Source organism: Aeromicrobium sp. Leaf289 (genome assembly GCF_001423335.1).
Classification (GTDB): domain Bacteria; phylum Actinomycetota; class Actinomycetes; order Propionibacteriales; family Nocardioidaceae; genus Aeromicrobium.
The window spans coordinates 199,115-225,119 of the sequence record NZ_LMNK01000001.1 but is presented as its reverse complement, the minus strand read 5'-3'; the positions used below and the strand labels follow the sequence as shown (position 1 = coordinate 225,119).

The window sequence follows — 26,005 nt, the reverse complement described above, 5'->3', positions numbered from 1 at the left end:
AGGAGGTCCAACGAGGAGACGCCCGTCACGTCACTGCCGGTCCGTCGCTCAGGACGGGGTGATGCGTCCGACCAGGTGCGTCGAGTCCTTCTTCTGCGCACGGACCCCGAAGTCGGTGCCGTCGTCGCCGGTCGTCGACCCGAACACCACGGTCGTGGGCAGGAGCACCGGCTTCTTGAACTCCACGTCGACGCTGAACGCGTCGGGGAGCCGGTTCTGCAGGGCCGCCAGGCTGCGGGCCTTCGTCCACATGCCGTGCGCGATGTTGCTCGGGAAGCCGAACGCCTTCGCGGTGACGGGGTACAGGTGGATGGGGTTGCGGTCGCCGGACACCGCGCCGTAGCGCCGGCCCAGGTCACCCGCGAGCCGCCAGTGCACGACGCCCCGGGGTGCCTCCACGGCCTCCAGGGGCGCGGGCGACGTCTCCGGTGCTCCGCCACGACCACGCGAGAAGAGCGTCGTGACCTCGTCCCACACGAGCTCGCCGTCGATCGTGACGGCCGTGAGGAGGTCGACGAGTCGTCCCTTCGGGTGCGGTCGCAGGTCGGCGGCCCGCACGGACACGTCGAACACCTCGTCGGCGCCGATGGGACGGTGCTGCGTGATGCGGTTCCGCAGGTGCACCAGGCCCATGGGGGCGAAGGGGAACGCGGTGTCCGTCATGAGTGCCATGTGCAGGCCGAACGCCGCCATGTGCGGGTACGTGGCGGGCAGGTGCTCGACGTGCGGGAAGCCGCACACGTCGAGGTAGCGCTCGAGGTGCGCCGGGTCCGTGCCGACGCCGGAGCGCTCCAGCACGAGGTCGGGCACCGCGCCCGACGCGTGCTTGACCCCGGGCAGCGAGCCCACGACGGGCAGGGCCGGCAGGGCGGCCTTCAGCATGAGAGGCAGCGTGGACGGTGCGTCCTCGAAGCGCCTGGTGGTCACGAGGCCCCCAGCAGCATCTGGCCGTTCACGCCGAGGACGTTCCCGCTCACGGCACCCGAACCCGGGTTGGCGAACCAGGCGATCGCCTCGGCCACGTCGACCGGCAGCCCGCCCTGGGACATCGAGTTCATGCGGCGCCCGGCCTCGCGGATGCCGAGCGGGATGGTCTTGACCATCTCGGTCTCCATGAAGCCCGGGGCGACGACGTTGGCCGTGATGCCGTCGGCGGCGACCCGCTCGGCGAGCGACTGGATCCAGCCGATCACGCCGGCCTTGGCCGACGCGTAGTTCGTCTGGCCGTTGTTGCCCGCGATGCCCGCGATCGATGCGATGCCGATGATCGTGCCGCCGGTGTTGACGAGGCCCTGGGCCAGCAGCTCGTCGGTGATCCGCTGGGGCGCGCCCACCGAGATGTCGACCACCAGCTGCCAGTTCTCGGCCTTCATGTTCCGCAGGCGCTTGTCGCGCGTGATGCCGGCGTTGTGCACCACGACGTCGACCGCGCCGTAGTTCTCCTTGACGTAGGCGGCGATCGTCGCCGGGGCGTCGGGCGAGGTGATGTCACCCACGATGTAGCCGCCGCCCAGCTCCTCGGCGAGGGCCTTGAGGTCGCCCTCGAGCGGCGGGACGTCGAGGCCGATGACGGTGGCCCCGTCGCGGGCGAGGGTGCGCATGTCGGCCTCGCCGAGGCCGCGCGAGGCGCCCGTGACGAGCGCGACCTTGCCGGCGAGCGGCTTCTGGAGGTCCGTCGGCTCGGTCACCTTCGTGATGCCGGTGGAGCCGATGCGGACGACCTGGCCCGACACGTAGGCGGACTTGGCGGAGAGGAGGAAGCCGAGCGTCGAGGCGACGGACTTCTCGGCGCCCTTCGCGAGGTAGACGAGGTTCGCGGTGCTGCCGGCCCCGACCTCCTTGGCGAGCGAGCGGGTGAAGCCCTCGAGGGCGCGCTGGGCGACCCGCGCACCCTCGGTGGCGGCGTCCTCGGGGACGGAGCCGACGACGACGACCCGGCCACAGCCCTGCAGCTGACGGAGCACCGGGGTGAAGAACTCCTGGAGCGCCACCAGCCCGGCGGCGTCGGAGATGCCCGTCGCGTCGAACACGAGGCCCTTGTAGCGCTTGCCCTGGGCGGGCACGCCCGTGGCCTCGATCTTGTCGGCCTTGAGCGCCGCGGTGATCGCCTTGGAGACCGTCCCGGCCTTCGCGGTGCCGGTGAGGACGGTGCCGTCGACCAACGGGCCACCCTCGTAGCGCTCCAGGTACGGAGGGTTCGGCAGTCCCAGGTTCTTCACGAGGAACTTGCCGATCGGGTTGTGGGCCAGGTCCTGGTAACGATCGCTCATCAGGGTGTGTGTCCTATCTCTCGCATACCATCGGTATCTGGAATCGCACGTGAACTGTAACTTGGAGTGACAACCGCGTCCACCGGGCGTGGTGAGGCGCACACCGCACGGTCTCGGCCCTGGCCGGGACCCTCGCGGGCTGCCGGCTCACCCTGCCGCGTGGCACCATCGTCCCGCACGCACCTGCCCGGTGTCGCACGACCCGCACCACCACCTCGCCCACCCCGAAGCGCAAGGAGCACGCGCCATGGCGGAGAACACCCCCGCGAAGAAGACGGCCGCGAAGAAGTCACCGGCCAAGAAGGCCCCCGCTGCCAAGAACGCTGCGACCAAGGCCGCCGGCACGAAGGCCGCGACGAGCACGGCTGCGGCCGGCGCCTCCGGCAGCGAGCAGACCGTCCGCAAGGTCGTCGTCGTCGGCGGCAACCGGATCCCGTTCGCCCGGTCGAACACGGTCTACCAGAACGTCTCCAACCAGGACATGCTCACGGCCGCCCTCGACGGTCTCGTCGAGCGCTACGACCTCGAGGGCGAGAAGGTCGGCGAGGTCGTCGCCGGCGCCGTGCTCAAGCACAGCCGCGACTTCAACCTGGCGCGCGAGACGGTCCTCGGGTCCAAGCTCTCGCCCGAGACGCCCGCCGAGGACATCCAGCAGGCGTGCGGCACCGGTCTGCAGGCCGCGTTCCAGGTCGCCGCGAAGATCTCGCTCGGCAAGATCGAGTCCGGCATCGCCGGCGGCACGGACACCACGTCCGACGCCCCGCTGGCCGTGGGGGACAAGCTGCGCAAGATCCTTATCGAGGCCAACAACGCCAAGGACAACAAGGGCCGTCTCGCCGCCATCGCGAAGATCCGTCCCGGCTACCTCGCCCCCGACCAGCCCCGCAACGCCGAGCCCCGCACCGGGCTGTCGATGGGTGACCACCAGGCCATCACGACCCACGCCTGGGGCATCACCCGCGAGGCGCAGGACGAGCTCGCGGCGGCCTCGCACCAGAACCTCGCCGCCTCGTGGGACGCCGGCTGGCAGGACGACCTGGTCACGCCGTTCAACGGCGTCACCAAGGACAACCACCTGCGCCCGGACTCGACGGTCGAGAAGCTCGCCAAGCTCAAGCCGGTCTTCGGCAAGCAGCTCGGCGACGAGGCGACCATGACCGCCGGCAACTCCACCCCGCTGTCCGACGGTGCCTCCGTGGCACTGCTCGCCTCGGAGGAGGAGGCGCAGCGCCGCGGCTGGACGCCCCGTGCGTACTTCGTGGACTACGAGACGGCGGCCGTCGACTACGTGAGCGGTGCCGAGGGCCTGCTCATGGCCCCGGCGTACGCCGTGCCGCGCATGCTCGCACGCAACGGGCTCACCCTGCAGGACTTCGACTACTACGAGATCCACGAGGCCTTCGCCGGCCAGGTGCTCTCGACCCTCGCCGCGTGGGAGGACCCCGACTTCTGCAAGGAGCGTCTGGGCCTGGACGTCCCGCTCGGCTCGATCGACCGCAGCAGGCTGAACGTGAAGGGATCCTCGCTCGCCGCAGCGCACCCCTTCGCGGCCACCGGTGCGCGGATCGTCGCCAACCTGGCCAAGCTCCTGCACGAGAAGGGCCCGGGTAGCCGCGGCCTCATCTCGATCTGTGCGGCCGGTGGCCAGGGCGTCGTCGCCATCCTCGAGGGCGCCTGACCCCTGCGGCACCGACGACAGGACCCCCACGGCCCAGCCGTGGGGGTCCTGTCGTGGGGGTCCTTCGCGTCGGGCGGGCGTCCTGCGGGGACGAGGCAGGTCAGCGGCCTCGCGCCATCGCGAGGGCTCCGCGCAGCAGGTGGTCGAGGAGGTCGTCGGTCACGACCGGGTCCACGACGGGGAGCCCGGAGATGTGCTCGCGGACGGAGATCTGCAGGTGCGCCAGGTTCAGGGCACCGAGGCCCTGCGTGTAGAGGATGTTGGCGAGGAGGTTCGGGTCGGCCACGGCGAACTCGCCCTCGGCGTCCCCGGTCTCGAGGACCCGCACCACGTGGCCGAGGCAGGCGCTCATGGCGGTGCCGAGCCGGATCATCACGTCCTCGCTGACCTCTTCCATCAGCTCGACGCCGCGCCGACGCAGCAGCGTCTGCGCACAGTCGACGAAGGCCGGGTGCTCGAGTCCGTAGCCGAAGAACGCCCGCACGAGTGCGTCGAGGCGCTGGGGGCCCGTGCGGTCGGGGTCGTCACCCGGCGTCAGGGCCTCGTCGAGCTCGGTCAGGTAGCCCAGGAGGGTCACCGCGAACAGCTCCTCCTTGCTGGAGAAGTGCCGGTAGATGATCGCCCGGTTGATGCCGACGGCCTTGGCGATGTCCTCGATCTGCGCCTCGCGCACGCCGCGCTCGTCGAAGAGTGCCCGGGTGGCGGCGACGATCTCCGCCGAGCGCGCGGCACGTCGCTGCTCGGTGCGGGACCGGGGCCCGCGCGGGGCACCCACCGTGGGGGCGGCGGTCGTCCCACCCTCGTCGTGGGTCTCGCCCGTGCTCGTCTCCGCTGCAGACATGCATGCATCCTAGGTGTGGCCGATCACGGCCCCGCGGCAGGAGCGACGCCGGTGTCGGTGGCGGGTCGTACGGTGGAGGTCATGAGGCCCAAGTCCGCGCTGCGCCGTCAGGTCGCGCCGTTCTCCGTCGTGTCCGAGTACGAGCCCGCCGGCGACCAGCCGGCCGCGATCCAGGCCCTGCAGGAGCGCATCGAGTCGGGCACGCAGGACGTCGTGCTCATGGGCGCCACCGGCACCGGCAAGACCGCCACCACCGCATGGCTCACCGAGCGTCTGCAGCGTCCGGTGCTCGTGATGCTCCCCAACAAGACGCTCGCCGCCCAGTTCGCCACCGAGCTGCGCGAGCTGCTGCCCCACAACGCCGTCGAGTACTTCGTCTCCTACTACGACTACTACCAGCCCGAGGCCTACGTCCCGCAGACCGACACCTACATCGAGAAGGACTCCTCGATCAACGAGGAGGTCGAGCGCCTGCGCCACTCCGCGACCTGGTCGCTGCTCACCCGACGCGACGTCATCGTGGTCGCCACGGTGTCCTGCATCTACGGCCTCGGCTCGGCGCAGGAGTACACCGAGCGCATGATCGGCTTCAAGGTCGGCGAGGAGAAGCCGCGCGAGGAGCTGCTCCGATCCTTGGTCCAGGCGCAGTACGTGCGCAACGACGTCGCACCCACGCGCGGCACGTTCCGGGTCAAGGGCGACACCCTCGAGATCTTCCCCGTCTACCAGGAGATGGCGGTCCGCATCGAGTTCTTCGGCGACGAGATCGAGCGGCTCATGACGCTGCACCCGCTCACGGGCGAGGTCCTCAGCGAGGACACCGAGCTCTACGTCGGGGCCGCGACGCACTACACCGTGGGCCCCGACGTCATGACGCGGGCGATCGAGAGCATCGAGGTCGAGCTGGCCGAGCGGCTGGCCGAGCTCGAGGGCCAGGGCAGCCTGCTGGAGGCGCAGCGGCTGCGCATGCGCACCACCTACGACATCGAGATGATGCAGCAGGTCGGTACGTGTGCCGGCATCGAGAACTACTCGCGCCACATGGACGGGCGTGCTCCGGGTACGGCGCCGAACTGCCTGCTCGACTACTTCCCCGAGGACTTCCTCCTGGTCCTGGACGAGTCCCACGTGACCGTGCCGCAGATCGGCGCGATGTACGAGGGCGACATGTCGCGCAAGCGCACGCTCGTCGAGCACGGGTTCCGCCTGCCCAGTGCCATGGACAACCGGCCCCTCACGTGGGGCGAGTTCCTGGAGCGCATCGGGCAGACCGTCTACCTCTCGGCCACGCCCGGCACCTACGAGATGGAGAAGACCGGCGGCGAGGTCGTCGAGCAGATCATCCGTCCCACGGGCCTGGTGGATCCCGAGGTGATCGTCAAGCCGACCCGGGGCCAGATCGACGACCTCATCGCGCAGATCCGCGACCGGGTCGAGAAGAACGAGCGCGTCCTCGTCACCACGCTCACCAAGAAGATGTCCGAGGACCTCACCGACTACCTCCTCGAGGCCGGCATCCGCACCCGCTACCTGCACAGCGAGGTCGACACGCTGCGTCGCGTCGAGCTGCTCCGCGAGCTGCGCATGGGGGAGTACGACGTGCTGGTGGGGATCAACCTCCTGCGCGAGGGACTCGACCTGCCCGAGGTGAGCCTGGTGGCCATCCTCGACGCGGACAAGGAGGGCTTCCTGCGGTCGGGGCGGTCCCTGATCCAGACGATCGGTCGAGCCGCGCGCAACGTCTCCGGCCAGGTCATCATGTACGCCGACCGGATCACGGACTCCATGGCGCTGGCGATCGACGAGACCAACCGACGTCGTGAGAAGCAGGTCGCCTACAACCTCGAGCGCGGGGTCGATCCGCAGCCGCTGCGCAAGAAGATCGGCGACATCACCGACATGCTCGCGCGCGAGGACGCGGACACCGCCACCCTGCTCGCGGCCACGGGTGACCACAAGCGACGCGGTGCGCCCGTGCCGCTCGGACAGCACACCGCCGGGCTGGCGGACCTGCCGTCGGCCGACCTCGCCGCCCTCATCGAGCAGCTCAGCGAGCAGATGCACGCCGCCGCGGCCGACCTGCAGTTCGAGGTCGCGGCCCGTCTGCGCGACGAGATCGGCGAGCTCAAGAAGGAGCTGCGCGGCATGCTCGAGGCGCACGCGTGACGGTGCGGGCCGTCGAGGGGCCGCTCGCGGTCGAGATCGATCCCGACCACGGGGCGCGGCTCGTCTCGTTCACGGTGGCCGGGCTGGAGCTCATCGCGACGCAGCCGGTGCCCGGAGTGCCCGACACCATCACCCGGGGCAGCTATCCCATGGTCCCGTGGGCGGGCCGGATCGGCCACGGCGTCGTGGAGCACGGGGGCGTCCGGCACCGGTTGCCGACGGCCGACGACGGCAACGCGCTGCACGGTCTCGGACGCGACGCCGTCTGGACGCAGGTCGACGACCTCGCCTTCGAGGCCGAGCTCGGTGATCCGTGGCCGGCCGCGGGCACGGCGACCCTCCGCTACGCCCTCACCGCCTCGCGACTCACCTGCACCCTCGGGTGGGACGGCGCAGGCCCCGGGGCCTCGCTCGGGTTCCACCCCTGGTTCCGCCGCAGGCTCGCCGACGGCTCCGAGGCGGTCCACGACGTCGCTCCCGAGCGCATGGTCGAACGCGGCGACGCGATGCTCCCCACGGGCCGGTTCGTCGAGCCGGTGGCCGAGCCGTGGGACGACTGCTTCGCGCTGCAGCGGCCGCCGTCGATCCGCTGGGGCGACACGCTCACCCTGCGGCTCAGCAGCGACGCACCGTGGTGGGTCGTCTACACCCGACCCGAGCACGCCGTCTGCATCGAGCCGCAGACCGCCCCGCCCGACGCCTTCGCCCACCCGTCGTGGCACCGGTGGCTGGACGCGACGTCGATCACCTTCACCCTCGACGTCGAGCAGCACGGCGCGGCGGGTCGTTCTGCAGGTGTTGCCGCAGCCCCGTAGCGTCGAGGCGTCGGATGGTCCCGGGCGAGGGACACGAGCCCAGGGAGCCGCCATGCAGCAGACGGACGACACGCCCCGGCCCCGGCTCGAGCCCGGCTCGGGGGGCACCAGTCGGCGGGTGCTGCTCGGTGGCGCGCTGGCGGCGACCGCCACCATCGGGGGTCTCGCCCTCCTGGACCGCATGCCCTACGTCCGCGACCTGCCGATCCCCGGCCGCCGCAAGGTCCAGCTCACGTGGCTGCCCACCGCACTGCGTGACGCCGGGCTGCAGGTCGAGGCCACCGAGGGCTGGGCGGACCGCGGCCGCCCGTGGGCGTTCGACCCGTCGGGCGTGCTCGTGCACCACACGGCGTTCCGTGCCACCACCGCCGACCCGCACCCCGCGCTGGACACCGTGGTCGACGGCAGGACCGGACTGCGCGGCCCCCTGTGCCACCTGCTCATCGACCGCGACGCCGTGTGCCACGTGATCGCAGCAGGGCGGGCCAACCACGCGGGCGAGGCGCGCTCCAGCGGCCCCATGCCCGCCGGGGACGGCAACGCGTCCTACGTCGGCATCGAGATCGACTACGCGCCCCAGGAGCCGTACGGCCAGCGACCCACGGCGCGGCAGGGTGAGGTGGCGGTGCGCGCCGCGGCGGTGATCGTGGCCCGGTTCGGCACCGGCGCCGACCACGTGCGCTACCACTCCGAGACCAGCACCGCCGGCAAGTGGGACCCCGGGAACACGGTCGACGCCGACGAGTTCCGACGCCGTGTCGCGGTCGAGCTGGGCGACCGGTCCTGAACGTCTTTCTCGGGTCCCCGCGCGCGCCGCGGTGGCAGGGGGCAGGATGTGCCCATGAGGTGGCGTGACGAGCTCGACGCGCTGACGTTCGAGTCCGTGAGCCGCATGATCGCCGGCGGCATCGTCCTGGGGGGTCTGGTCGGCGCGACCCTGGTGGGGACGGGCACGGTCGGGGAGCGGTCGTCGGTGTCCGCCGCAGCCGAGCCGGTCGTCGAGACGAAGGAACGCTCGCCCGTCTGCCTGCGGGTCGACCCGCAGGAGATCGGCCTGAGCACACCGCTCGAGGCGGCGGTCGTCCAGGCGTTCCCGACCGCCGGGGACGACCTCTTCTCCGGCTGGCCGCAGCGGGTGGACGGTCGCTGGCGATGGGACCGGAGCACGCCCGACGACTCGGGCGAGGCCACGTCGGTGGACGTCGGTGCCGCCGCCAAGGACTCCCGCGGCGTGGCCTGGACCTCCCTGAGCTACGACCTGGTCGACGGCACGGCGGGACTCACGAAGAACCTTCGACTGGTCGTGCCGGCCGGCTACGTGGACGACGACCCGCCGTCCTCCGGCCTGCCGGGGGCCGAGGACCCGGCGCAGATCCCGCCGGGCGGCTCGCTGGTCCTCGAGGCCGACGCGTTCGAGGCGGCCGGCGACGAGGCGGCCCTGCGCGGGCTCGCCGAGGACCTGCCGGGCGGCGGGGGCGACGAGGTGGCCGCAGCGATCACGCCGATCGGCTCCGACGACGTCGTCGTGACGATCGGGACCGCGGCCGCCGTCGAGCGGACCACCGTGCTGTGGCCTGCTGTCACCGATGCGCACGCCGAGGTCGCGCCCGACGAGGACCTGCCCACGTTCGCCCTGCGCCAGGTCGTCCTCGACCTCTCCGGCGACCCCGGGCGGGAGGCGTACGCGGCGCTGCTCGACGGCGAGCTGCCGGCCGAGGCGTCGAAGGCCGTGCGCGCGACGTCGCTGGTCACCGGTGGTGCGCCCGCCACCGCGCGCGCACGGACGCTCGACTCCGGCCGCCTCGACGTCCCACCCTCGTTCTTCGCCGCGGGGGTCGAGCGGACGGTTCGCGAGGACGGTGACGGCGCAGTCACCCTCACCCGCTCGACCGACTCCCGCCAGGGACGGCTCCGCTTCGGCGAGGTGTTCGGAGCCGACGGGCGGGCCCGCGGCATTGAGGCCGCCATTCGCGTGCGCGACGTGAGCTCGGCCGTCGCCTCGACGTACAACCAGTCCTTCGCCGGCCGCCCGGCCGAGGTCTCGGGCTCGGTCAACCTCGTGCTCGGCCTCGACGCCGAGGACCTCGCGACCATCCGGTCCGACGCCCTCGTCGTCGCTGCCGACTGGTTCAACACCGACGGCGACGGCCGACGCTTCGCGCGTGACGTCCTGCGGCTGAAGGGTCTCGCGGAGGCCGACGACGTGAAGGCATGGATGGATCAGGCCCAGCCCGCCCTGGTCGACCGCATCGCGGGCACCATGGCCGCCGGCGGTGGTGGCACGCCCGACCACGCAGCCGGCGAGGTGCTGCGAGCGACGTCCGCGGACGGTGAGGACCCGTGGGCGACCTACGTGGCGTTCACCGGGGCCATCGATGACGCCACAGCCGGTGTCCCGACCGCGCTGAGCCAGTGGGGGGCCGCCGTGCAACGGGGGAGCCGGTCGGACTACTCCGGGTTCGGCGACGCGACCTGCACGAGCGTGAGCTGACAGGACCGCACCACGTCACACCGCCTCGACGTGCGCCCCGTCGCGCGCTCCTGCAAGAATGTCCGGCGGAGGGGAGTATTCCTTCGCTGCAGTGTCGTCATCACGGTGGTCTTCCGACCGTCCGGTGCTGTGGGCTCCGGGGGACCGTTCCCGGGGTGGAAGAGACCTCCGGTACACGTCTGTCGACCGGAGGAACCTGAGTGAACGTCTCGACCATGGAGTGGTCCATCACCGTCGGTGTGACCATCGCCATCATCCTCTTCGACGTGTTCGTCGTGGCGCGCAAGCCGCACGAGCCGTCGATGAAGGAGTGCGCCACCTACCTGAGCATCTACGTCGGCCTGGCGGTCGCCTTCGGCATCTGGACGTTCACGTACCACGGGTCCCAGTACGGCGTGGAGTTCTTCGCGGGCTGGTTGACCGAGTACAGCCTGTCGATCGACAACCTGTTCATCTTCATCATCATCATGGCGAGCTTCAACGTGCCGCGGAAGTACCAGCAGGAAGCGCTGATGGTGGGCATCATCATCGCCCTGGTCTTCCGGGCGATCTTCATCGCCGTCGGTGCCGTGGCGATCAACAACTTCTCGTGGGTCTTCTACCTGTTCGGCGCGTTCCTCATCTACACGGCCATCCAGCTGATCCGCGACACCGACCACGACGACGACGCCGAGAACGCCGTCGTCCGGCTGGCCCGCCGCCGCTTCAACCTGACGGACCGCTGGGACGGCCTCAAGCTGGTCGTGAAGGAGAACGGCCGGCGCGCCCTCACGCCGATGGCCCTCGTGATCATCGCCCTCGGCACCACGGACCTGCTGTTCGCGCTGGACTCGATCCCGGCGATCTACGGCCTGACCCGTGAGCCGTACCTCGTGTTCACGGCCAACGTCTTCGCCCTGATGGGCCTGCGCCAGCTCTACTTCCTGCTGGGCGACCTGCTCAAGCGTCTCGTGTTCCTGTCGCAGGGCCTGTCGGTGCTGCTGGCCTTCATCGGCGTGAAGCTGCTGCTGCACGCCCTGCACGAGAACGAGCTGCCCTTCATCAACGGCGGCGAGCACGTCCCCGTCCCGGAGATCCCGACGCTCGCGAGCCTCGGTGCGATCATCGTCATCCTCGGCACCACCGCGGTGGCCAGCCTCTGGTACGCCAACAAGTACCCGGAGCGCGTCAAGGACCACGCGGCTCCCAAGGCCGACGGCCACGAGGCGCACGAGCAGGCCACGCCCGACGTCGACGAGACGCCGGAGAAGGACGCCCGGCGCGGCGACCAGTAGCGGCACGCAGCACGTCGCGGGGAGGGTCCGGCTAGGCCGGGCCCTCCCCGCTCACGTGGTAGCGCCGCACGTGGGCGTCCTGCACGTCGGGGAGGGCGGTCCCGCCGTCGTCGGGGAGCGCGCGGAACGCCATCAGCGAGGACTCGTCGGTCCACTGCTCGTGCACCACGACGAGACCGGGGTCGACGCTGTCGGCCGCGACGGCGAAGGCCACGCACCCGGGTGCACGCCGGGCGAGCTCGACGGCGTGACGGCACGCGTCCACGTACGCGTCGCGGTGGGCGGCGTCGACACGGAGCCAGCCGGCGACGACGAGGGTGGTGGAGCCGTCAGCCACCCAGGCCCTCGACGTCCTCGAACGAGCTGTCGGCCGTGCCGGTGGCCTTGTTGATGAAGTACGTGACGACCCACAGGGCGACGCCGATGAGCATGAGCGCCCCGGCGATCTTGTAGACCTCGGGGTCGCGATCGACCCACGGTCCGGCGAGGAAGAGGCACAGGAAGGCGGCCACGGCGGGCAGGACCCCTGGCGACATGAAGTGGTTCCGCTCGGCGCCGGTGGTGTCGCGCCGCAGGATGAGGCACGCGACGTTGACGATCGCGAACACGCACAGGAGCAGGAACGCGGTCACGTTCGAGAGGTTGGCGACCACGTTGCTGTCGGCGTCGCGGGTGACGTAGAAGATCAGGCCCAGCGCCAGGACCGTGGAGAACCCGACGGCGACCCACGGGGTGCGTCGTCCGGGCAGCACCGCTCCGAGCTGGCGGGGGAGCACCCCTTGCTTGGCCATGCCGTAGAGGAGCCGGCTCGCCATGAGCATGTTGATGAGCGCGGTGTTGGCCACGGCGAACACGGCCAGGAACGGGAACACCCGGTCGATCGGGAAGTCGGGTGCACCCTTCGACACCACCTCGAGCAGTGCGCGCCCCTCGGAGTCGGCGATGTTCTTCAGCTCGGGGGCGGTGAGCACCGCCACGACCGAGACGGCGACCAGCATGTAGAGGATGACGGCGATGCCCAGACCGGTGAGCATGGTGCGGGGGAAGATCTTGTTCGGCTCCTTGACCTCCTCGACCATGTTGACCGCGTCCTCGAAGCCGACCATGGCGAAGAACGCGATGGAGGTGGCGGCGGTCACCGCGAGGAAGAGTCCACGATCCTCGTAGTCGCGGAAGGTCACGATCTCGCTCAGGTCGGCGCCGTTGCGGGTCATGGCGTAGAAGCCCACGCCGATGACGATCGAGAGCGCGGCGAGCTCGACGATGGTGAGGACGACGTTGAACTTCACGCTCTCGCCCACGCCACGCAGGTTGATGATCGCCAGGAGGATCATGAAGCCCATGGCGATCGCGACGATGACCCCGCTGCTGGGCGTGCCGTCGATCCAGCCGTTGACCTCGAGGCCGCCGGTGAAGTTGTCGGCCAGTGTCTTCGCCGACGTCGAGGCGCTGGTGATGCCCGAGCAGACGACCGCGAAGGCGATGAGGAACGTCACGAAGTGGATCCCGAAGGCCTTGTGCGCGTACAGCGCGGCGCCCGCGGCCTGTGGGTACTTCGTGACCAGCTCGAGGTAGGAGAGGGCCGTCATGGAGGCCACGACGAAGGCCAGGAGGAACGGCAGCCAGACGAGGCCGCCGACCTTGCCGGCCATCTGTCCGGTCACCGCGTAGATGCCCGCACCCAGGATGTCGCCGACGATGAAGAGCAGCAGCAGCTTGGGTCCCATGACCCGGCGGAGCTCGGTCGGTTCCTGGACCCCAGCGGTGTCGGTGCTCATGTGGCTCCTCGCGTCGTCACCCCCGGAGCACTGCGCCCCGAAGCAGAGTTTGGAGGACACCTTCCTCCGGCTCCGCCTCCAGCGCAACACCAGTAGTAGGTTCTGTGGGGTGATGGACGTACGCGCACGGCTCAGCTCCTGGTTGGGGAGCGTCGTCGTCCGCCGCATCCGGCGCAAGGGCATCGACCTCTCACGCATGTCCTTCATCCCCGAGGAGACCAAGGTCCCCCTCCAGCGCGACGGCACCGACCCGCTGCCGCGGCTGGCCGAGATCCGCGGCCAGGAGCGCCTGCACAAGCTGGCCCTGCCGTTCTCCTTCAACGCCTACCTCGTGTCGGGGTACGACGAGACGCGCACCGTGCTCACCGACCGCGGGGCCTACTCCAACGACATCCGGCACCTGTTCCACGGCGACGGCCCGGCCACGTCCGACGACATCGGCGGGCTGGGCTTCACCGATCCGCCGCTGCACACCCGGTTGCGCAAGATCGTCACGCCCGAGTTCACGATGCGTCGGCTCTCCCGGCTGGGTCCGGTCATCGAGAACATCGTCGACGACGCGCTCGACTCCTTCGAGGCCTCCGGCTCACCCGGCGACCTGGCGAAGCACCTCGCCTTCCCGGTGCCCTTCCAGACGATCTGTGCCCTGCTCGGTCTCGACTACGAGGACCGCGAGGCCTTCGCCGCGCTGGGCAGCGCGCGCTTCGACGCGACGAACGGAGCGGCTGCCGCCTTCGGCGCGGTGTCGGCGCAGCGGGAGTTCCTCTTCGAGGCCGTCGCCCGACAGCGGCTGGAGCCCGGCCCCGGCCTGATCGGCCAGATCATCCGCTCCGAGGGCGACGCGATCAGCGACGTCGATCTCGCCGGGCTCGCCGACGGCGTGTTCACCGGTGGCTTCGAGACCACCGCCGGCATGATCGCGCTCGGCACCATCGTGCTGATGCGCGACGAGAAGCACGCGGCTCTGGTGCGCAACGGCACGTCGCAGGACGTCGAGAAGGTGGTGGAGGAGCTGCTGCGCTACCTCGCCGTCGTGCAGGTCGCGTTCCCGCGCTTCGCCAAGGAGGACATGACGCTCTTCGGTCGGCGGATTCGCAAGGGCGACGTGCTGCTCGCGTCGCTCAGTGCGGCGAACCGCGACCCGGCCGGCGCCGGTGACGAACCGGAGGAGTTCGACCCCTTCCGCGTGCCGCGCAGCGCTCATCTCGCCTTCGGGCACGGCATCCACCGCTGCATCGGCGCCGAGCTGGCGCGCATCGAGCTGCGGACGGTGTTCCCTCGTCTGCTGCGTCGCTTCCCCGACCTCGCCCTCGCGGTGCCGGAGTCGGACCTGTCGTTCCGGCAGCTGTCGTTCGTCTACGGCGTCGACGAGCTGCCGGTCACCTTCTGAGCGACCTCCGGTCCGACGTCAGGCCTCGGACTCCTGGCCGGGGGAGTCCTCCGGCTGCGCGTCGCCGCACTGGCCGAGCGTCGTCGCCTGGTGGCGCTTGAACTCCGGGGAGCTCTCGAACGCCTTGCGGTAGTCCTTCGCCGGCAGTGTCGCGTAGTACTCGACGGCCTCGAGCAGCTCGTCGGCACGTTCGTCGTCACTGACCTCTGCGAGGTCCCGGGCGGGCTCCAGCGCCGCCTCGAACCGTTCGACCGTCTCGGCGTAGTCGTTCTCGTTGAACGCCGCCACGCCCGAGCGCACGAGCGAGCACGTCCGGTCGAAGGCCTGCTGGGAGGCGTCGGGCTCGTCGGACCCACCACCGATCGAGCACGCGCTCGCGAGCACCAGGACCATGGACGCGGCGGCGATCGACCTCATCGGACGAGCGTAGGCAGCCGGGCGCGTTCCCGCAGGGGAGCCGGGGCGACCGGGTCGGTCGTGCGCCCCGTCGCGTCGAGCGAGTCGGTGGCCCGCGTCGTGTCGTCGGACGGCTACCAGCCGCGCTCGCGCCACTCCGGCAGGTGGGGGCGCTCCGCGCCGAGGGTCGTGTCGTTCCCGTGGCCGGGGTAGACGTGCGTGTCGTCGGGGTGGCGGCCGAAGATCTTGGTCTCCACCTCGTCGATCAGCGTGGTGAAGTCCTCGGGCGACCAGGTCTTGCCCACACCACCGGGGAAGAGGTCGTCGCCGACGAAGAGGTGCACGACCCCGTCGGGGTCGTCGTAGGCGAGCACGATCGAGCCGGGCGTGTGGCCCACGACCTCGGTGACCTCCAGCTCGCAGGAGCCGACGCGGACGCGCGCGCCGGTCGAGACCAGCCGGTCGGTGGGCACGTCGATGCCCTCGGCGTCGTTCTCGCCCGCCACGGTCTCGGCTCCGGTGGCCTCGACGACGGCGGCGAGCGCCTGCCAGTGGTCGCCGTGGCGGTGGGTCGTCACGATGCGGGCCAGGCCGTCCTCACCGACCAGCTCGAGGAGCCGATCCGGCTCGGCGGCGGCGTCGACGAGCACCTGCTCGCCGGTCAGCTCGCACCGCAGGAGGTAGGCGTTGTTGCTCATCTCGCCCACCGCGAGCTTCGTGATCCGCAGGTCACCTGCGTGCTGGACGTCGGCCGGACCGCCGACCTCGACCTCACCCGTGTACGTCATGCTGTGATCCTAGGCGGACGGGGCTCGCCCGCCCGCGGCACGAGGGGGACACGTGGACGGCGCAGAGCTGGCAGGGCGACTGATCGGGCTCGTGCTCGTCCTGACCATCCCGATCGCGATGATCGTCGTCGCGCGACGTCGCAAGACGGCCTCGGCCGGGCAGAAGGGCGGCAAGCTGCTCGTCGCGGGCGTCGTCCTGCTGGTGCTCGTGGTGCTGGGAGTGCTCGCGCAGGCCGGTCAGGTGAACCAGGTCTGACCCCCGTGGGTGAGGTCACCGTCGCTCGAGGTGTTTCTGTCGGCGGTCGCCACTAGGCTCGACACGTATGCCTACACCTGCTGCCGGAACCTCGGAGGGATGTCCGTGACGTCGGACCGCATCGTCGTGCGCGGCGCGCGCGAGAACAACCTCAAGGACGTCTCGCTCGACCTTCCACGTGACTCGCTCATCGTCTTCACCGGCCTGTCGGGGTCGGGCAAGTCGTCGCTCGCCTTCGACACGATCTTCGCCGAGGGCCAGCGACGGTACGTGGAGTCGCTGTCGGCCTACGCGCGCCAGTTCCTCGGCCAGATGGACAAGCCCGACGTCGACTTCATCGAGGGCCTGAGCCCGGCCGTCTCGATCGACCAGAAGTCCACGTCGAAGAACCCGCGGTCCACGGTCGGCACCATCACCGAGGTCTACGACTACCTGCGCCTGCTCTACGCCCGCGCCGGGCGCGCGCACTGCCCCGACTGCGGCGAGCCCATCTCGCGCCAGACGCCGCAGCAGATCGTCGACCGCATCCTCGCCCTCGAGGAAGGCAGCCGGTTCCAGGTGCTGGCCCCCGTCATCCGGGGCCGGAAGGGGGAGTACCTCGAGCTGTTCAAGCAGCTGCAGCAGCAGGGCTTCAGCCGCGCGCTCGTCGACGGCGAGGTGCACAACCTCGCCGACGAGCCGCCCAAGCTGGCCAAGCAGAAGAAGCACACGATCGACGTCGTCGTCGACCGCCTGCAGGTCAAGGACTCGATGAAGCAGCGGCTCACCGAGTCCGTCGAGACCGCCCTCGGCATCGCCGACGGGCTGGTCCTGGCCGACTTCGTGGACCTGCCCGAGGATGATCCGCACCGCATCCGCCGGTTCTCCGAGAAGCTGGCGTGCCCCAACGACCACCCTCTCGCGGTCGACGAGCTCGAGCCGCGGTCGTTCTCGTTCAACGCCCCGTTCGGCGCGTGCCCCGAGTGCCACGGCCTGGGCACCCGCATGGAGGTCGACCCCGAGCTCGTCGTCCCCGACCCGTCGGCGTCCGTGGCCGACGGCGCCATCGCACCGTGGAGCTACAACCAGGTCTCCGAGTACTTCCTGCGGATCACCCAGGCGCTGGCCGAGGAGATGGGGTTCTCCACCTCCACCCCCTACGGTGACCTGCCGCAGAAGGTCCAGGACGTGCTGATGCACGGCCACCCCGACAAGGTGCACGTCACCTACAAGAACCGCTACGGACGTCAGCGGTCCTACTACACGGCCTTCGAGGGCGCGATCGCGTTCATCGAGCGTCGCTACGCCGAGACCGAGTCCGAGACCAACCGCGAGCGGCTCGAGGGCTTCATGCGCGAGGTGGCGTGCGGCGAGTGCGGCGGTAGCCGGCTCAAGCCCGTCATCCGGGCCGTGCTTATCAACCACCCCGAGCTCGGGCCCAAGAACATCGCCGAGGTCAGCAACCTGTCCATCGCCGAGGCCGCCGAGTACCTCTCCGGCCTCGAGATGACCGACCGCGAGCGCCAGATCGGCGAACGGGTGCTCAAGGAGATCCACGAGCGCCTTCGCTTCCTGCTCGACGTCGGCCTCGACTACCTCAGCCTCGACCGCGCCGCCGGGTCGCTGTCCGGCGGCGAGGCCCAGCGCATCCGCCTCGCCACGCAGATCGGTGCGGGCCTGGTCGGCGTCCTGTACGTCCTCGACGAGCCGTCCATCGGCCTGCACCAGCGCGACAACCACCGGCTCATCGAGACGCTCGTGCGCCTGCGCGACATGGGCAACACGCTCATCGTCGTCGAGCACGACGAGGACACCATCCGGGCCGCCGACTGGGCCGTCGACATCGGACCGGGCGCGGGCGAGCACGGCGGTCAGGTCATCGTGTCCGGGCCCGTCAAGGACCTCTACAAGAGCAAGGACTCGATCACCGGCAAGTACCTCTCCGGACGGGAGAAGATCCCGCTCCCCGAGGTCCGTCGGCCGCGTCAGAAGGATCGCGAGATCACGATCCACGGTGCTCGCGAGCACAACCTCAAGGACATCGACGTCACGTTCCCGCTCGGCCAGCTCGTCGCGGTCACGGGCGTCTCGGGCTCGGGCAAGTCGACGCTCGTCAACGACATCCTCTACACCTCGCTGGCTCGCCAGATCTACGGCGCGCGCACCATCCCGGGCCGTCACCGCTCCATCAGCGGCGCCGAGCAGATCGACAAGATCATCCACGTCGACCAGTCGCCCATCGGTCGCACACCGCGATCGAACCCCGCCACGTACACCGGCGTGTTCGACCACGTGCGCAAGCTGTTCGCGCAGACGCCCGAGGCCAAGATGCGCGGCTACCAGCAGGGTCGCTTCTCGTTCAACATCAAGGGTGGTCGCTGCGAGGCGTGCTCCGGCGACGGCACGATCAAGATCGAGATGAACTTCCTGCCCGACGTCTACGTCCCGTGCGAGGTCTGCCACGGAGCGCGGTACAACCGCGAGACGCTCGAGGTCCGCTACAAGGGCAGCACCATCGCCGAGGTCCTCGACATGCCGATCGAGGTGGCCGTCGAGTTCTTCGAGGCCATCCCTGCGATCGCCCGCCACCTGCGGACGCTCGTCGACGTCGGACTGGGCTACGTGCGACTCGGTCAGAGCGCCCCGACCCTGTCGGGCGGCGAGGCCCAGCGCGTCAAGCTGGCCTCGGAGCTGCAGAAGCGGTCCACCGGCCGCACCATGTACGTCCTCGACGAGCCCACCACCGGCCTGCACTTCGAGGACATCCGCAAGCTGCTCCTGGTCCTCGGCCGCCTCGTCGACGCCGGCAACTCCGTCGTCGTCATCGAGCACAACCTCGACGTCATCAAGACGGCCGACTGGCTCGTCGACATGGGTCCCGAGGGCGGCTCCGGCGGCGGCACCCTCATCGCCGAGGGCACCCCCGAGCACGTCGCCACGGTGAAGGCCAGCCACACCGGCCAGTTCCTCGCCCCCCTCCTGCAGTAACGCAGATTCCCAGGTCGACCTGGGATTCTTCCGGTTTGCACGAGAACCGCGCAGGAGCACGGGTTGCTTCCCGTGCTCCTGCAGAGAAATCGGGCATTGCTCACACCAGGTGCCGCCGTGCCCGCTCATGGAGCTGACGCGACCGAGCGAGCTCGTACGACCACCGGAGACCGGTGTCGTGCGACTGGCCTGGTCGCACCTCGTGGGCTGTCGCCCTGGACACTCCGAAGCTCAGTCCGCGGATCCGGTCCTCGCGGTGCTTCTCACGCACCACGACGTCGCTGGCGTCCTCACCCGGTCGCAGGTCGCGCCAGTACTTCCTCTGACCGTCCACTTCTCCGATGTGCCGATGCTCGGGCCAGGCCACGTCGGTCCACGCGAACACCTCGCCGTCCTCGACGATCGGGAACTGCGTGACCGGGACCGGCATGGATGCCTCGAAGCACGTCTGGCGCAGCAACGACTCTGCCGCAGTCTGTGCGCCGGGGTCGGCACGACGCAGCACGAACCGCGCCTGCCGCGACCCGGTCCAACCTCTGAACCTGCCTGAGATGTCCGCCAGCTCCTCGCGCACGGCGAGCTCCCGGTTCAGCGCCGAGTCCAGCACCACGAGGGCGCCTCGGACATCACCGGCACACGCCACCTGGAACGTCGCGTGAGCCGGTTCGACCGCCAACAGGCCTGAGGGCGTCTCGACGAAACCGAGCCCGGCGATGTTCCGGTGGTGGTGAACAGCCGACTCTGCGCGCCCCGACCCTGGATCGAGACGAACGACGTGCACCGTCGTCAGATCGACCGCCCAGGTCGCAAGTCCGTGGGCGATCGCTGCGCTGTGGTGCGACAGAGCGACGCTTCCTTCGGGGAACTTGGCCAGGACCGACCTTGCGAGCAGGAGGTGCCTGTCCTCGGGACTCGACGAGGCCAGGACGGCCGGGGTCGTGTAGGTGCCCACGCGGAGTCGGACGAGCATCTTCGCCCGACGAGCCTGACCGATGGCGCGATCCGTCCACCCCAGGCCCAGCAGGTCGCTTCTGAACACGAAGCCGCCGCGGGCCGCGATTGCCAGCTCCAGATCGTCCATCCCTCCACGGTGATGCGCTCGAGACAGGGGCGGGAGGGGTGCGACACATTCTGTGGACGACGCGACGCGGCCTCCGGGGGCATGTGGACGACGCCGGCGGATGCACGGCTTCCCTACGTCTGCACGGGTTGCAACCCGTGCAGACGCAGGGAAACCGTGCAGTCCGGCAGATTCCCAGGTCGACCTGGGAATCTCCGGGACGGGTGTGTCGGTGGGGGCTCGTAGGGTGGGGGCGTGGCGGATCCAGCGACCTACCGGCCGGCGCCGGGGGAGATACCGGTCGAGCCGGGGGTCTACCGCTTCCGCGACGCGCAGGGTCGGGTCATCTACGTCGGGAAGGCCAAGTCGTTGCGGGCGCGGCTCACCAGCTACTTCCAGGACGTCGCGGGGCTGCACGAGCGCACGGCGCGCATGGTCACCACGGCCGCGTCGGTCGACTGGACGGTGGTCACCACCGAGGTCGAGGCGCTCCAGCTCGAGTACACGTGGATCAAGGAGTTCGACCCACGCTTCAACGTCAAGTACCGGGACGACAAGAGCTACCCCTGGCTCGCGGTCACGGTCGGCGAGGAGGTGCCGCGAGTCCAGGTGATGCGCGGTGCACAGCGCAAGGGCGTGCGCTACTTCGGTCCCTACGGCCACGCGTGGGCCATCCGCGACACGGTCGACACGCTGCTGCGGGTCTTCCCCATGCGCTCGTGCTCGGCCGGCGTCTACCGTCGCGCCCAGGGCATCGGTCGGCCGTGCCTGCTCGGCGACATCGGCAAGTGCGCGGCACCGTGCGTCGGGCGGGTCACGCCCGAGGAGCACCGCGGCATCGTCGACGACTTCATGGCGTTCATGGGCGGGCAGACCGCTGGGTTCACCCGCTCCATCGAGCAGCGCATGAAGGAGGCTGCGGCCAACCAGGAGTACGAGCTCGCCGCGAAGTTCCGCGACGACCTCGGTGCCCTGAGCCGCGCCCTCGAGAAGCAGACGGTCGTGCTCGGCGACGGCACAGACGCCGACGTCCTCGGCTTCGTCGACGACCCGCTCGAGGTCGCCGTGCAGATCTTCTCGGTCCGCGGCGGGCGCATCCGCGGCCAGCGTGGCTGGGTGGCCGACAAGGCCGACGAGGCGGGCTTCCCCGAGCTCGTCCAGCGTGCCGTCATGACCCTGTACGAGAACACCGCCGCCGAGGCGATCCCGCGCCAGGTGCTCGTGCCGCGGCTGCCGGCCGACGTCGAGGCGGTCACCGAGCTGCTCACCGAGCTGCGTGGGGGACCGGTCCGCATCCGCGTGCCGCAGCGGGGCGACAAGAAGCGGCTGCTCGAGACGGTGGAGCAGAACGCCCAGCAGGTCATGGCGCGCCACAAGCTCAAGCGTGCCGGCGACCTCACGGCCCGGAGCAAGGCGCTCGAGGAGATCCAGGAGTACCTCGAGCTGCCCACGGCTCCGCTGCGCATCGAGTGCTACGACATCTCCAACCTCCAGGGCACCGAGATCGTCGCCTCGATGGTCGTGTTCGAGGACGGCCTTCCCCGCAAGGCCGAGTACCGCCGCTTCACCATCCGCCACGAGGGCCAGAGCGACGTCGCCGCCATGCACGAGGTCATCACCCGACGCTTCCAGCGGCTGCTCAAGGCCCGCAAGGAGGGTGACGAGATCCCGGGCATCGATCCCGAGACCGGTCTGCCGCGCAAGTTCGCGTACGCACCGGGCCTGGTGGTCGTCGACGGCGGTCCGCCGCAGGTGGCGGCCGCCCAGGCCGCGCTCGACGAGCTCGGCATCACCGACGTGGCACTCTGCGGACTCGCCAAGCGGCTCGAGGAGATCTGGGTGCCGCACGACGTCGATCCGGTCATCTTCCCGCGCACGAGCGAGGCGCTGTACCTGCTGCAGCGCGTGCGCGACGAGGCCCACCGCTTCGCCATCGCCCACCACCGACAGCGTCGGGCCAAGGCCATGACGGGCAGCGCCCTCGACGACGTGCCGGGCCTCGGCCCCACGCGGCGCAAGGCGCTGATGGCCGCGTTCGGCTCCGTCCGGAAGATCCGGGCCGCCACGGTCGACGAGGTGGCCGCGGTGCCCGGGTTCGGCCGGGCTACGGCAGAATCCGTCGTGGCGGCGCTCGCCGCCGACGCCCCAGGGCCCGCCGTCGACATGGCGACGGGCGAGATCGTGGAGGACCGATGACGCCGTTGACCACGTTCGTGCTCGTGACCGGCATGACCGGCGCCGGGCGCGGCACGGCCGCCAAGGCGCTCGAGAAGCTCGGCTACTACGTCATCGACAACCTCCCGGCCAGGATGATCGAGGGCGCCGTCGACGCTGCGGAGGGCGCCGACGTCGCCCGGCTGGCCGTGGTCGTGGACTCCCGCTCCGGGGCGTTCTACTCCGGGCTGGTCGACGCGCTCGAGTCGCTGCGCGAGCGTGGCATCCGCGCCCGGGTGCTCTACCTCGAGGCGGCCGACGAGGTCCTCGTCCGACGCCAGGAGGCTGCGCGCCGGCCGCACCCGCTCAGCATGGAGGGCCGCCTGCTCGACGGCTTCGACCGCGAGCGCGAGCTGCTGCGTGCCGTCCGTGGCCGGGCCGACATCGTCGTCGACACCTCGAACCTCAACGTCCACCAGCTCGCCCGCCGGGTGCAGGCCGCCTTCGAGGAGCCGGGGGCCACGGGTCTGCGTGCGTCCGTCATGTCGTTCGGCTTCAAGTACGGCATCCCCATCGACGCCGACATGGTCGCCGACATGCGCTTCCTGCCGAACCCCTACTGGGTCGACGAGCTGCGACCGCTGAGCGGGCTCGACGCGCCGGTGAGCGACTACGTGCTCAGCCAGCCGAAGGCCCCGGAGTTCCTCGCCGCCTACGAGAACCTCGTGGACATGCTGACGGACGGCTTCCTCCACGAGGACAAGCGGTTCCTCACGATCGCGATCGGCTGCACCGGCGGGCGGCACCGCAGCGTGGCCATGTCGGAGGCGTTCGCGGAGCGCTTGAGGTCCCACGGGGTCCGGACCCTCGTGGTGCACCGCGACCTGGGGCGCGAGTGAGCGGGTCGGCCGCACCCACGTCACCGACCGCCCCGAACGGCGGCGTGAGGGTCGTCGCCCTCGGGGGCGGTCACGGGCTGGCGGCCAGCCTGTCGGCCCTCCGGCTGCTGCACACCCGGCTGACCGGCATCGTCACCGTGGCCGACAACGGCGGTTCGTCCGGTCGGCTCCGCGAGGAGCTCGGCGTGCTTCCTCCCGGTGACCTGCGCATGGCCCTGGCGGCCCTCTGCGCCGACGACCAGTGGGGGCGTCAGTGGGCCACGGTGCTGCAGCACCGGTTCCAGAGCGGCGGCGCCCTGAACGAGCACGCCGTCGGCAACCTGCTGATCGCCGCCATCTGGGACATCCTCGACGACCACGTGGCCGGCCTCGACCTGGTCGGAGACCTGCTCGGGGCACGGGGTCGGGTGCTGCCCATGGCGGCCGTCCCCCTCGACATCGAGGCCGACGTGCGCCTGCACGCCTCCCCGGACCACGTCACGGTCGTGCGGGGCCAGACGCAGGTCGCCTCGGTCGACGGGCAGGTCCTGGCAGTGCGGCTCGATCCGCAGGACCCGCCGGCGTGCCCGGAGGCGGTGCGCGCCGTCGAGGACGCCGACTGGGTCGTGGTGGGCCCTGGCTCCTGGTTCACCAGCGTGATGCCGAACCTGCTCGTCCCGCAGCTCCGCGACGCCCTCGAACGCACCTCGGCACGCCGTGCGCTGGTGCTCAACCTGCAGGAGCAGGAGGGCGAGACCGAGGGGCTGTCGCCCACCGACCACCTCGACGTCCTCGCCGCCCACGCGCCCGACCTGCGCATCGACGTGGTGCTCGCCGACCACTCGCTGGTCGACGACGACGGTGTGCTGGAGCGTGCGGCGCGCGCCCTCGGGGCCCGCGTGGTGGCCGCGGAGGTGGCCGCCCGACCCGGCGCCGACCAGCACGACCCGGGCCGGCTGGCGGAGGCCTTCGAAGGGTTCTTGCACCCGGGCATACAGTGAGGGCTGACTGCCCGCGACGACGTTGGAGGACGCCCGGATGGCGATGACGGCCCAGGTGAAGTCGGAGCTCGCGAGCACGACGATCTCGAAGGCGTGCTGCCGCAAGGCCGAGGTGGCCTCGATGCTGCGGTTCGCCGGCGGCCTTCACATCGTCGCAGGACGGATCGTCGTCGAGGCCGAGCTCGACACCGGGGCGGTGGCACGTCGGCTGCGTCGTGACATCCAGGAGGTCTACGGACACGACAGCGAGGTGCTGGTCGTCCAGGGGACCAACCTGCGCAAGGGCACCCACTACGTGGTGCGGGTGGCCAAGGACGGCGAGGCGCTGGCGCGTCAGACCGGTCTGGTCGACGCCAGCGGGCGCCCCGTCCGGGGTCTGCCGCCGCAGGTCGTCTCCGGTGCGTCGTGCGACTCCGTGGCGGCCTGGCGCGGCACGTTCCTCGCCCACGGGTCCCTCACCGAGCCTGGTCGGTCGTCCGCCCTCGAGGTGAGCTGCCCCGGACCCGAGGCCGCCCTCGCCCTGGTGGGTGCAGCCCGACGTCTCGGCATCAGCGCCAAGGCGCGTGAGGTGCGTGGCGGCGACCGGGTCGTCATCCGCGACGGTGAGGCGATCGGCGCCCTGCTCACCCGCCTCGGTGCCCACGAGACGCTGCTCGCGTGGGAGGAGCGCCGCATGCGGCGCGAGGTGCGCGCCACGGCCAACCGGCTCGCCAACTTCGACGACGCCAACCTGCGCCGCTCCGCACGTGCCGCGGTCGCCGCCGGCGCACGCGCCCAGCGCGCGCTCGAGATCCTGGCCGAGGACGTGCCCGACCACCTCAAGATGGCCGGCGACCTGCGCGTGGAGCACCGTCAGGCCAGCCTCGAGGAGCTCGGCCAGCTGCACGTGCCGCCGCTCACGAAGGACGCGATCGCCGGTCGGATCCGCCGCCTCCTCGCCATGGCCGACAAGCGTGCGTCCGACCTCGGCATCCCCGACACCGAGGCCAGCGTCAACGAGGACTCCCTCCCTGAGGCCTGAGTCCGGGACCGGACCCACGGTCGAGGCTCTCGCCGCACGGCTGCGAGCCGCGGGCTGTGTCTTCGCCGAGGACGAGGCACACCTGATCCTGCAGGCCACCGACGACGAGGCCCTGCGCGACGAGATGGTGAATCGACGCGCTGAGGGCGCCCCGCTCGAGGTGCTGCTGGGCTGGGCCGAGCTCGCCGGGGTGCGCGTGAGCCTCCGGCCGGGCGTGTTCGTGCCACGTCGGCGGTCGTCGCTGCTCGTCGCGCAGGGGCTGGGCGCGCTGAGCCTCGACGCCGCCGTGGTGGTCGACCTCTGCTGCGGGTCCGGAGCCCTGGGACTGGCCCTGGCGCGCGCCCGACCCGACGTCGAGCTCCACGCGGCCGACCTGGACGAGGTGGCGTGCGGGTGTGCGTCCGAGAACCTGCGCGGCATCGGCGAGGTGCATCGCGGCGACCTGTTCGACGCCCTGCCGGTCGACCTGCGCGGGCGGGTGGACCTCCTGCTCGTGAACGCTCCCTACGTGCCGAGCGCCGAGGTGGCGCACCTGCCGCGTGAGGCGCGCGACCACGAGCCGCGCGTCGCGCTCGACGGAGGAGCCGACGGCGTCGACCTGCACCGCCGCGTGGCCGACCGGGCAGGGGAGTGGGTGGCACGCGGTGGGACGGTCCTCGTCGAGACCTCCGAGCGCCAGGCCCCGAGCACCGCCGGGGCCTTCGACCCGGACCGGTGGACCGTCGAGGTCGTGACCGACGACGAGATCGGGGCCACCGCCGTGCGGGCGACTCGCCGGTAG

22 protein-coding genes are annotated in these 26,005 nt (G+C 70.8%); 14 read left to right on the top strand and 8 right to left on the bottom strand.

Annotated elements, in window-relative coordinates:
- Positions 1-48 precede the first annotated feature (48 nt).
- Both ASF37_RS01150 and ASF37_RS01145 read right to left on the bottom strand, forming a co-directional pair.
- Positions 49-882, bottom strand: a complete 834-nt coding sequence (locus ASF37_RS01150; protein WP_056578617.1) for a MaoC family dehydratase — start codon at positions 880-882, stop codon at positions 49-51.
- A gap of 41 nt (positions 883-923) precedes the next feature.
- Positions 924-2,270: a 3-oxoacyl-ACP reductase gene (locus ASF37_RS01145; RefSeq protein WP_056578614.1), complete on the bottom strand. Its 1,347-nt coding sequence runs from the start codon at positions 2,268-2,270 to the stop codon at positions 924-926.
- Positions 2,271-2,517: 247 nt separating this feature from the next.
- Here ASF37_RS01145 and ASF37_RS01140 point away from each other — a divergent pair, with 247 nt between their 5' ends.
- Positions 2,518-3,948: an acetyl-CoA C-acetyltransferase gene (locus tag ASF37_RS01140; RefSeq protein ID WP_082480821.1), complete on the top strand. Its 1,431-nt coding sequence runs from the start codon at positions 2,518-2,520 to the stop codon at positions 3,946-3,948.
- A gap of 100 nt (positions 3,949-4,048) precedes the next feature.
- Here the strand turns inward: ASF37_RS01140 and ASF37_RS01135 are convergent, their stop codons facing one another.
- The gene (locus tag ASF37_RS01135) at positions 4,049-4,789 is read right to left on the bottom strand and encodes a TetR/AcrR family transcriptional regulator (RefSeq protein ID WP_082480822.1); all 741 of its coding nucleotides are present in this window, start codon (positions 4,787-4,789) and stop codon (positions 4,049-4,051) included.
- Between the two features lie 81 nt (positions 4,790-4,870).
- Here ASF37_RS01135 and uvrB point away from each other — a divergent pair, with 81 nt between their 5' ends.
- The 5 genes from uvrB to ASF37_RS01110 all read left to right on the top strand — a co-directional run bounded on the left by uvrB (position 4,871) and on the right by ASF37_RS01110 (position 11,535).
- Positions 4,871-6,955 (top strand): excinuclease ABC subunit UvrB, encoded by a 2,085-nt coding sequence (gene uvrB / locus ASF37_RS01130; protein ID WP_055968588.1) that lies wholly within the window; start codon positions 4,871-4,873, stop codon positions 6,953-6,955.
- Positions 6,952-7,770, top strand: a complete 819-nt coding sequence (locus tag ASF37_RS01125) for an aldose 1-epimerase (RefSeq protein WP_056577272.1) — start codon at positions 6,952-6,954, stop codon at positions 7,768-7,770. The genes uvrB and ASF37_RS01125 overlap by 4 nt, the downstream gene beginning before the upstream one ends.
- A gap of 52 nt (positions 7,771-7,822) precedes the next feature.
- Entirely contained in the window at positions 7,823-8,557 is a 735-nt protein-coding gene (locus tag ASF37_RS01120; protein ID WP_056578611.1) for an N-acetylmuramoyl-L-alanine amidase, read from the top strand.
- A gap of 54 nt (positions 8,558-8,611) precedes the next feature.
- Positions 8,612-10,261: a hypothetical protein gene (locus ASF37_RS01115; protein ID WP_056578608.1), complete on the top strand. Its 1,650-nt coding sequence runs from the start codon at positions 8,612-8,614 to the stop codon at positions 10,259-10,261.
- Between the two features lie 200 nt (positions 10,262-10,461).
- Positions 10,462-11,535 carry a TerC family protein gene (locus ASF37_RS01110; protein WP_082480823.1) on the top strand — a complete coding sequence of 358 codons (1,074 nt, stop codon included), beginning with the start codon at positions 10,462-10,464 and terminating at the stop codon, positions 11,533-11,535.
- Between the two features lie 31 nt (positions 11,536-11,566).
- Here ASF37_RS01110 and ASF37_RS01105 read toward each other — a convergent pair whose 3' ends face one another.
- Together ASF37_RS01105 and ASF37_RS01100 are read right to left on the bottom strand one after the other, a co-directional pair.
- The gene (locus tag ASF37_RS01105; protein WP_056578606.1) at positions 11,567-11,872 is read right to left on the bottom strand and encodes a putative quinol monooxygenase; all 306 of its coding nucleotides are present in this window, start codon (positions 11,870-11,872) and stop codon (positions 11,567-11,569) included.
- Positions 11,865-13,313, bottom strand: a complete 1,449-nt coding sequence (locus tag ASF37_RS01100) for an APC family permease (RefSeq protein ID WP_055967963.1) — start codon at positions 13,311-13,313, stop codon at positions 11,865-11,867. The genes ASF37_RS01105 and ASF37_RS01100 overlap by 8 nt, the downstream gene beginning before the upstream one ends.
- 112 nt (positions 13,314-13,425) lie before the next feature.
- Between ASF37_RS01100 and ASF37_RS01095 the strand changes: the two genes are divergently transcribed.
- Positions 13,426-14,703: a cytochrome P450 gene (locus ASF37_RS01095; protein WP_055967966.1), complete on the top strand. Its 1,278-nt coding sequence runs from the start codon at positions 13,426-13,428 to the stop codon at positions 14,701-14,703.
- A gap of 18 nt (positions 14,704-14,721) precedes the next feature.
- Here the strand turns inward: ASF37_RS01095 and ASF37_RS01090 are convergent, their stop codons facing one another.
- Both ASF37_RS01090 and ASF37_RS01085 read right to left on the bottom strand, forming a co-directional pair.
- Entirely contained in the window at positions 14,722-15,120 is a 399-nt protein-coding gene (locus ASF37_RS01090; protein ID WP_055967970.1) for a hypothetical protein, read from the bottom strand.
- A gap of 113 nt (positions 15,121-15,233) precedes the next feature.
- Positions 15,234-15,887, bottom strand: a complete 654-nt coding sequence (locus ASF37_RS01085; RefSeq protein ID WP_056577285.1) for an MBL fold metallo-hydrolase — start codon at positions 15,885-15,887, stop codon at positions 15,234-15,236.
- A gap of 52 nt (positions 15,888-15,939) precedes the next feature.
- Here ASF37_RS01085 and ASF37_RS01080 point away from each other — a divergent pair, with 52 nt between their 5' ends.
- Entirely contained in the window at positions 15,940-16,143 is a 204-nt protein-coding gene (locus tag ASF37_RS01080) for a hypothetical protein (RefSeq protein ID WP_055967976.1), read from the top strand.
- A gap of 99 nt (positions 16,144-16,242) precedes the next feature.
- Positions 16,243-19,110 (top strand): excinuclease ABC subunit UvrA, encoded by a 2,868-nt coding sequence (gene uvrA / locus ASF37_RS01075; protein ID WP_056578603.1) that lies wholly within the window; start codon positions 16,243-16,245, stop codon positions 19,108-19,110.
- A gap of 100 nt (positions 19,111-19,210) precedes the next feature.
- Here uvrA and ASF37_RS17015 read toward each other — a convergent pair whose 3' ends face one another.
- Entirely contained in the window at positions 19,211-19,720 is a 510-nt protein-coding gene (locus ASF37_RS17015) for a hypothetical protein (RefSeq protein ID WP_156366957.1), read from the bottom strand.
- Between the two features lie 705 nt (positions 19,721-20,425).
- Between ASF37_RS17015 and uvrC the strand changes: the two genes are divergently transcribed.
- From uvrC to ASF37_RS01045, 5 genes are read left to right on the top strand one after another with little or no spacing between them, the layout of a single operon-like run.
- Positions 20,426-22,366, top strand: a complete 1,941-nt coding sequence (gene uvrC, locus ASF37_RS01065) for an excinuclease ABC subunit UvrC (RefSeq protein ID WP_056578601.1) — start codon at positions 20,426-20,428, stop codon at positions 22,364-22,366.
- On the top strand, positions 22,363-23,223 hold the full coding sequence (gene rapZ, locus ASF37_RS01060) for an RNase adapter RapZ (RefSeq protein ID WP_055967989.1): 861 nt from the start codon (positions 22,363-22,365) through the stop codon (positions 23,221-23,223). Before uvrC ends, rapZ begins: the two co-directional genes overlap by 4 nt.
- A gap of 44 nt (positions 23,224-23,267) precedes the next feature.
- Positions 23,268-24,203, top strand: coding sequence for a uridine diphosphate-N-acetylglucosamine-binding protein YvcK (gene yvcK / locus ASF37_RS01055; RefSeq protein ID WP_055968590.1), 936 nt, complete (start codon positions 23,268-23,270; stop codon positions 24,201-24,203).
- 37 nt (positions 24,204-24,240) lie between these two features.
- Entirely contained in the window at positions 24,241-25,224 is a 984-nt protein-coding gene (gene whiA / locus ASF37_RS01050; RefSeq protein ID WP_055967991.1) for a DNA-binding protein WhiA, read from the top strand.
- Positions 25,214-26,005 carry a putative protein N(5)-glutamine methyltransferase gene (locus ASF37_RS01045; RefSeq protein WP_056579145.1) on the top strand — a complete coding sequence of 264 codons (792 nt, stop codon included), beginning with the start codon at positions 25,214-25,216 and terminating at the stop codon, positions 26,003-26,005. The genes whiA and ASF37_RS01045 overlap by 11 nt, the downstream gene beginning before the upstream one ends.

Coding starts and splice junctions, on each gene's coding strand:
- ASF37_RS01150 (WP_056578617.1), bottom strand. CDS start 882: ATGCTGAAGGCCGCCCTGCCGGCCCTGCCCGTCGTGGGCTCGCTGCCC.
- ASF37_RS01145 (WP_056578614.1), bottom strand. CDS start 2,270: ATGAGCGATCGTTACCAGGACCTGGCCCACAACCCGATCGGCAAGTTC.
- ASF37_RS01140 (WP_082480821.1), top strand. CDS start 2,518: ATGGCGGAGAACACCCCCGCGAAGAAGACGGCCGCGAAGAAGTCACCG.
- ASF37_RS01135 (WP_082480822.1), bottom strand. CDS start 4,789: ATGTCTGCAGCGGAGACGAGCACGGGCGAGACCCACGACGAGGGTGGG.
- uvrB (WP_055968588.1), top strand. CDS start 4,871: ATGAGGCCCAAGTCCGCGCTGCGCCGTCAGGTCGCGCCGTTCTCCGTC.
- ASF37_RS01120 (WP_056578611.1), top strand. CDS start 7,823: ATGCAGCAGACGGACGACACGCCCCGGCCCCGGCTCGAGCCCGGCTCG.
- ASF37_RS01115 (WP_056578608.1), top strand. CDS start 8,612: ATGAGGTGGCGTGACGAGCTCGACGCGCTGACGTTCGAGTCCGTGAGC.
- ASF37_RS01100 (WP_055967963.1), bottom strand. CDS start 13,313: ATGAGCACCGACACCGCTGGGGTCCAGGAACCGACCGAGCTCCGCCGG.
- ASF37_RS01095 (WP_055967966.1), top strand. CDS start 13,426: ATGGACGTACGCGCACGGCTCAGCTCCTGGTTGGGGAGCGTCGTCGTC.
- ASF37_RS01090 (WP_055967970.1), bottom strand. CDS start 15,120: ATGAGGTCGATCGCCGCCGCGTCCATGGTCCTGGTGCTCGCGAGCGCG.
- ASF37_RS01085 (WP_056577285.1), bottom strand. CDS start 15,887: ATGACGTACACGGGTGAGGTCGAGGTCGGCGGTCCGGCCGACGTCCAG.
- uvrA (WP_056578603.1), top strand. CDS start 16,243: ATGTCCGTGACGTCGGACCGCATCGTCGTGCGCGGCGCGCGCGAGAAC.
- rapZ (WP_055967989.1), top strand. CDS start 22,363: ATGACGCCGTTGACCACGTTCGTGCTCGTGACCGGCATGACCGGCGCC.
- whiA (WP_055967991.1), top strand. CDS start 24,241: ATGGCGATGACGGCCCAGGTGAAGTCGGAGCTCGCGAGCACGACGATC.